Origin of the sequence: Gillisia sp. Hel_I_29 (assembly GCF_000744275.1) — a bacterium.
GTDB lineage: Bacteria > Bacteroidota > Bacteroidia > Flavobacteriales > Flavobacteriaceae > Gillisia.
Genome location: NZ_JQLP01000006.1, coordinates 1 through 7,357, shown reverse-complemented (window position 1 = coordinate 7,357; position 7,357 = coordinate 1). Strand labels below are relative to the sequence as shown.

Sequence of the window (7,357 nt, the reverse complement as noted above, 5' to 3'; positions counted from 1 at the left end):
GGAGAATATCGGAGTCGAACCGATGACCTCCTGCGTGCAAGGCAGGCGCTCTAGCCAGCTGAGCTAATCCCCCATTTTCGAAATTCAGAACTATGAATTCAGAATTAAAATGATTAGAATTCTCAACTTCTAAAATTTCCTATAATTTTAATGAACATCTTTTACAACTCTCGCTATAAAAAGTAGTCTCAGGCAGACTCGAACTGCCGACCTCTACATTATCAGTGTAGCGCTCTAACCAGCTGAGCTATGAGACTGTCTAATTTAAGAGACATTTCTCAAGGTCTCCCTTTATTCTTTAATAATTAAATTGACAGGAATCAAGACAAAAACAAAATCTTAAGAGATCTGCTTTGTAACTGCGATTGCTCTTTAATAAGCAATACTCTAGAAAGGAGGTGTTCCAGCCGCACCTTCCGGTACGGCTACCTTGTTACGACTTAGCCCCAGTTACCAGCTTCACCCTAGGCCGCTCCTTACGGTGACGGACTTCAGGTGCTTCCAGCTTCCATGGCTTGACGGGCGGTGTGTACAAGGCCCGGGAACGTATTCACCGCATCATGGCTGATATGCGATTACTAGCGATTCCAGCTTCACGGAGTCGAGTTGCAGACTCCGATCCGAACTGAGATAGGGTTTATAGATTCGCTCCTGCTTGCGCAGTGGCTGCTCTCTGTCCCTACCATTGTAGCACGTGTGTGGCCCAGGACGTAAGGGCCGTGATGATTTGACGTCATCCCCACCTTCCTCACAGTTTGCACTGGCAGTCTTGTTAGAGTTCCCGACTTGACTCGCTGGCAACTAACAACAGGGGTTGCGCTCGTTATAGGACTTAACCTGACACCTCACGGCACGAGCTGACGACAACCATGCAGCACCTTGTAAATTGCCCGAAGGAAAAGGTGTTTCCACCCCTGTCAATCTACATTTAAGCCCTGGTAAGGTTCCTCGCGTATCATCGAATTAAACCACATGCTCCACCGCTTGTGCGGGCCCCCGTCAATTCCTTTGAGTTTCATTCTTGCGAACGTACTCCCCAGGTGGGTTACTTATCACTTTCGCTTAGCCACTCAGTCTTGCGACCGAACAGCTAGTAACCATCGTTTACGGCGTGGACTACCAGGGTATCTAATCCTGTTCGCTACCCACGCTTTCGTCCATCAGCGTCAATAAATTATTAGTGATCTGCCTTCGCAATCGGTGTTCTATGTAATATCTATGCATTTCACCGCTACACTACATATTCCAACCACTTCATAAGTATTCAAGAACAACAGTATCAATGGCAATTCTATGGTTGAGCCACAGACTTTCACCGCTGACTGATTGTCCCGCCTACGGACCCTTTAAACCCAATGATTCCGGATAACGCTTGGATCCTCCGTATTACCGCGGCTGCTGGCACGGAGTTAGCCGATCCTTATTCGTACAGTACCGTCAAGCTCCCTCGCAAGGGAGTGTTTCTTCCTGTATAAAAGCAGTTTACAACCCATAGGGCCGTCTTCCTGCACGCGGCATGGCTGGATCAGGCTCTCGCCCATTGTCCAATATTCCTCACTGCTGCCTCCCGTAGGAGTCTGGTCCGTGTCTCAGTACCAGTGTGGGGGATCTCCCTCTCAGGACCCCTATCTATCGTAGCCATGGTAAGCCGTTACCTTACCATCTAGCTAATAGAACGCATACCCATCTTATAGCCATAAATGTTTAATCATCAATTAATGCTAATCGATAATACTATGGGGCATTAATCCAAATTTCTCTGGGCTATTCCCCTCTATAAGGTAGGTTGTATACGCGTTACGCACCCGTGCGCCGGTCGTCGGCGGTGCAAGCACCCCGTTACCCCTCGACTTGCATGTGTTAAGCCTGCCGCTAGCGTTCATCCTGAGCCAGGATCAAACTCTTCATCGTTAATCTTTAAATAATATAACAATTACAAGGTCTTCTTCTATTACTATCTCCGAAAAGATAATAACAGCTCAAAATTCTATTCTAGTCTTGATTCGTATTCTTTTGGTTTCTTCTGCCATTCTTGCGAACAACATTTGAAACGCGCTGTCAATTCAATATATCAATGAACTTAGTTGATCTCCTCTTAACGAAGAGCTCATTGTGAAATTAAAGGAGTTGAACCTTTTTTCTACTACCCTATCCCGGGATTTCAATTCAGTATTTCGCAGTGATCGTATCCGCTGTGTAAGCGGCTGCAAATATACAACGCTTTTTCTTTAAGTTCCAAACTTTATTTTAAAGTTTTTTGAAGTTTTTTTTGACCCCTTAGTAAGAAGTAAAAACCGTCGCAACCCACACTAGTAAAGAACTTTCTTACTTCTCAAACAACACCTTCATGTCATTCTCAAAGCGGATGCAAATGTACAACTCTTTTTCTCTAACCAGCAAACTTATTTTAAGTTTTTTTTAGCCTCTTTAAATCTTTAAAAATAATAAGGCTTTTTAACCGGGTACTCATCACTATACAAAGAACAAAGCTTCTTACATCACTTAACCAGTGGCGCCTAAAGCGGCTGCAAATATACACCGCTTTCTTTCTTATAACCAAGCTTTATTTTATCTTTTTTCTAATATTTCTTTAACGTAGCCTTAACGCTTTGAAACTTCGAACTTTAAACTTCTGATTATTTTATCGCAGTTTCCAGATCTAACACCAAGAACGAATAATTCCTGTTCAAATTAGGAGTTGTAGCTACTCCAAATACACGCATTAGGGAGCGAAGCGGTAGCTTAGTAAAAGCTCTTTCCGGCTTTTAATAACTACAAGCACAGCGCCCGACCCGACCAAAGAAAGGGTAACGCACAAAAAAATATAGATTGAAAAATTAAATAAATCTTAATTTGAAAATTTGTATTCAATCATAGATCGCTGTTATACGTAACTGAAGACATTTAACCTACTGAGTAATCTACTTATAACACATTATATCTATTAGAAAAAAATATGTTCATGTTAATAATTCAGGGGGCTGTCGTTTTAAAAAGTAAAAATGTATGCAACCGTATATATATTAGATATTACTAGAAGCATGTTCTAAACTATTACTTATAGCGGTGATAAAAAATCTTTAAATTCTAAAAAAATATGTTTTATTTTATGAATGTGAGTTTATCTCTAACCAAAAAAATAAAATTATAATAATCTGTTTTAACTATGGATAAAGATTAGGATATGATTGTAACCATAAATTGATAATTTATTTAAATACATTAAATTATCAAACTCAATACGAGCAAAAATGAAAAATATTAATTAAAGATGTCGTGTTAGTATGAAAAGTTGGAATTAGATCTTTATACATCTTATAAAAACAAAATGACTAATTTTATATACTTCATAAGTAACTATTTTAAAATTAACAATATTTGATTGATGCGTCCCGCTAAACCTGATGGTTTATCGCCGGGCTTTTCGCGCTACGTGGTAGCTTGCAACAATCCCTGGCCGAGTCAGCATAAAATTCTAATATAAAAAATACACCACCCCATCCAGAGGTAATCTCCAGATGGGGTTTTGTATTTTATATAGGAACTGAAGTGTTGCGAATTGGGTATAAAAAAAGCACCTATTGATCAATAGGTGCTTTTATATGTAATAAAAAACCCCTTTCCGGGATATCGTTATCCGGAAGGGGTTTTATTATGTGTAATGCTGGGTTGTTCCTATTTGAGGATAGGGTATAAAAAAACCCCTTCATCTGGTGATGAAGGGGTTTTCAAAAACAAGGCGACGACATACTCTCCCACAATACAGCAGTACCATCTGCGCTAACGGGCTTAACTTCTCTGTTCGGAATGGGAAGAGGTGAGCCCCGATGCAATAGCCACCTTAAATCTTTAAGCAGTGATACACTCAAAAGTGTATAACTAACTTCTAATAACATAACATATATAGGAAATAAACAATAGAAGAAAATTAGATAAATAACAATGCAATTAGATAGGTTTTTCGCTCCCATCCTATTGCTAGGATGGGAACTGCACTAAGCTTTACGGATTATTAGTACCACTCGGCTATGACATTACTGCCTTTACACCTATGGCCTATCAACGTGGTAGTCTCCCACGGTCCTTTAAAGAAATCTCATCTTGTGGTGGGTTTCGCGCTTATATGCTTTCAGCGCTTATCCCTTCCGAACGTAGCTACCCAGCAATGCCACTGGCGTGACAACTGGTGCACCAGAGGTTCGTCCAACTCGGTCCTCTCGTACTAGAGTCAGATCCACTCAAATTTCTAACGCCCACTGTAGATAGAGACCGAACTGTCTCACGACGTTCTGAACCCAGCTCGCGTGCCACTTTAATGGGCGAACAGCCCAACCCTTGGGACCTTCTCCAGCCCCAGGATGTGACGAGCCGACATCGAGGTGCCAAACCCCCCCGTCGATGTGAGCTCTTGGGGGAGATCAGCCTGTTATCCCCGGCGTACCTTTTATCCTTTGAGCGATGGCCCTTCCATGCGGAACCACCGGATCACTATGCTCTACTTTCGTACCTGATCGACCTGTATGTCTCTCAGTCAAGCTCCCTTATGCCATTGCACTCTACGCACGGTTACCAAGCGTGCTGAGGGAACCTTTAGAAGCCTCCGTTACTCTTTTGGAGGCGACCACCCCAGTCAAACTACCCACCAAGCATTGTCCTTCCAGTGGAAGTTAGGCTTCAAACAAGTAAAGGGTGGTATTTCAACAATGACTCCACCACACCTAGCGATGCAGCTTCAACGTCTCCCACCTATCCTACACATCACTTGTCCAAAGTCAATACTAAGCTATAGTAAAGGTGCACGGGGTCTTTTCGTCCCACAGCGGGTAATCGGCATCTTCACCGATACTACAATTTCACCGAGCTCATGGTTGAGACAGTGTCCAGATCGTTGCACCATTCGTGCAGGTCGGAACTTACCCGACAAGGAATTTCGCTACCTTAGGACCGTTATAGTTACGGCCGCCGTTTACTGGGGCTTCAATTCAATGCGTCGCCGAAGCTAACATCTCCTCTTAACCTTCCAGCACCGGGCAGGTGTCAGGCCCTATACGTCATCTTTCGATTTAGCAGAGCCCTGTGTTTTTGATAAACAGTCGCCTGGACCTCTTCACTGCGGCCCATCCGAAGATGGGCGACCCTTCTCCCGAAGTTACGGGTCGATTTTGCCTAGTTCCTTAACCATGAATCTCTCGAGCACCTTAGAATTCTCATCCCAACTACCTGTGTCGGTTTACGGTACGGGCTGCCACCACTTGCTTTTCTTGGAAGTCGATTTGCTAGATTATCACGCCGGCCGAAGCTTTTGTGTACTATCGCCGTGTTACCACTGGCTTCAACGTACTATTCCGTCAGTACGCACTAACTTTTCGCCTCCGTCACGTTTAACGTGGGGCAGGTACAGAAATATTAATCTGTTGTCCATCCACTAACCCATTCGGGGTCGCGTTAGGTCCCGACTAACCCTCAGCTGATTAGCATAGCTGAGGAAACCTTAGTCTTTCGGTGTGCGGGTTTCTCGCCCGCATTATCGTTACTTATGCCTACATTTTCTTTTCTAATTAGTCCAGCATACCTCGCAGTACACCTTCAACCCTATTAGAATGCTCCCCTACCACTTACAGTAATCTGTAAATCCATAGCTTCGGTAGTATATTTATGCCCGATTATTATCCATGCCGAACCGCTCGACTAGTGAGCTGTTACGCACTCTTTAAATGAATGGCTGCTTCCAAGCCAACATCCTAGCTGTCTGGGCAGTTCAACCGCGTTTTTTCAACTTAATATACATTTGGGGACCTTAGCTGATGGTCTGGGTTCTTTCCCTCTCGGACATGGACCTTAGCACCCATGCCCTCACTGATAAAAATCATTTTATAGCATTCGGAGTTTGTCAGGAATTGGTAGGCGGTGAAGCCCCCGCATCCAATCAGTAGCTCTACCTCTATAAAACTAAATTATCGCTGCACCTAAATGCATTTCGGGGAGTACGAGCTATTTCCGAGTTTGATTGGCCTTTCACCCCTACCCTCAGGTCATCCCAAGACTTTTCAACGTCAACGGGTTCGGTCCTCCACTATGTGTTACCACAGCTTCAACCTGCCCAAGGGTAGATCACACGGTTTCGCGTCTACCACTACCAACTACAGCGCCCTATTAAGACTCGCTTTCGCTACGGCTCCACCTCTTAAAGGCTTAACCTTGCTGGCAACGGTAACTCGTAGGCTCATTATGCAAAAGGCACGCCGTCACCCCTAAAGGCTCCGACCGCTTGTAAGCGTATGGTTTCAGGATCTATTTCACTCCGTTATTCACGGTTCTTTTCACCTTTCCCTCACGGTACTGGTTCACTATCGGTCTCTCAGGAGTATTTAGCCTTAGCGGATGGTCCCGCCAAATTCATACAGGGTTTCTCGTGCCCCGCACTACTCAGGATACCACTATCAATAACGCTCTTTACCTATACGGGACTATCACCCTCTATGGTCACTCTTTCCAAAGTGTTCTAATTCATTACGCATCAAATATCGTGGTCCTACAACCCCAATAAGTCCGTAAACTCATTGGTTTGGGCTAATGCGCGTTCGCTCGCCGCTACTTGCGCAATCACTATTGTTTTCTTCTCCTCCGGGTACTTAGATGTTTCAGTTCCCCGGGTTCGCCTCCTTGCGGATAATACATCTTCAATGTACTGGGTTGCCCCATTCGGATATCTGCGGATCAATTTGTGTGTGCCAATCCCCGCAGCTTTTCGCAGCTTATCACGTCCTTCATCGCCTCTGAGAGCCTAGGCATTCCCCATACGCCCTTATTTAGCTTATGTGCTTTTACCTAATTTGCTCTGTTATTATTAAAACGCCGTGCAGCAGTTCTAATAACAACGATTATTATTTATTCTTTTGCACTTACAATGTAATTGTAAGCACCTAATGTTTCTCGTATTCTTTATTTCCCAATATGTCAATGAACGTTTTTCCCTTATAACGACCCCTTTTCGATGGTAACCAAACGAAGTATACTAATGTATCCTGGTTGTTTGAATTACCTATACCCAAAAGATCTAGGAATAGTGGAGAATATCGGAGTCGAACCGATGACCTCCTGCGTGCAAGGCAGGCGCTCTAGCCAGCTGAGCTAATCCCCCATTTTCGAAATTCAGAACTATGAATTCAGAATTAAAATGATTAGAATTCTCAACTTCTAAAATTTCCTATAATTTTAATGAACATCTTTTACAACTCTCGCTATAAAAAGTAGTCTCAGGCAGACTCGAACTGCCGACCTCTACATTATCAGTGTAGCGCTCTAACCAGCTGAGCTATGAGACTGTCTAATTTAAGAGACATTTCTCAAGGTCTCC

General features: G+C 43.6%; 4 tRNA genes and 3 rRNA genes. All 7 read right to left on the bottom strand.

From position 1 onward, the window contains the following. The 7 genes from P163_RS16825 to P163_RS16795 all read right to left on the bottom strand — a co-directional run bounded on the left by P163_RS16825 (position 1) and on the right by P163_RS16795 (position 7,325). Positions 1 to 73: transfer RNA gene (locus P163_RS16825), tRNA-Ala, on the bottom strand. Positions 74 to 183: 110 nt separating this feature from the next. Continuing rightward, a tRNA-Ile gene (locus P163_RS16820) sits at positions 184 to 257 on the bottom strand. Positions 258 to 391: 134 nt separating this feature from the next. Beyond that, positions 392 to 1,911: ribosomal RNA gene (locus P163_RS16815) — 16S ribosomal RNA — on the bottom strand. Between the two features lie 1,823 nt (positions 1,912 to 3,734). Further along, positions 3,735 to 3,844 (bottom strand): 5S ribosomal RNA (rrf, locus tag P163_RS16810). Positions 3,845 to 3,991: 147 nt separating this feature from the next. Further along, positions 3,992 to 6,821, bottom strand: a 23S ribosomal RNA gene (locus P163_RS16805). A gap of 246 nt (positions 6,822 to 7,067) precedes the next feature. Beyond that, positions 7,068 to 7,141, bottom strand: a tRNA-Ala gene (locus P163_RS16800). Positions 7,142 to 7,251: 110 nt separating this feature from the next. Then, a tRNA-Ile gene (locus tag P163_RS16795) sits at positions 7,252 to 7,325 on the bottom strand. Positions 7,326 to 7,357: the final 32 nt, after the last annotated feature.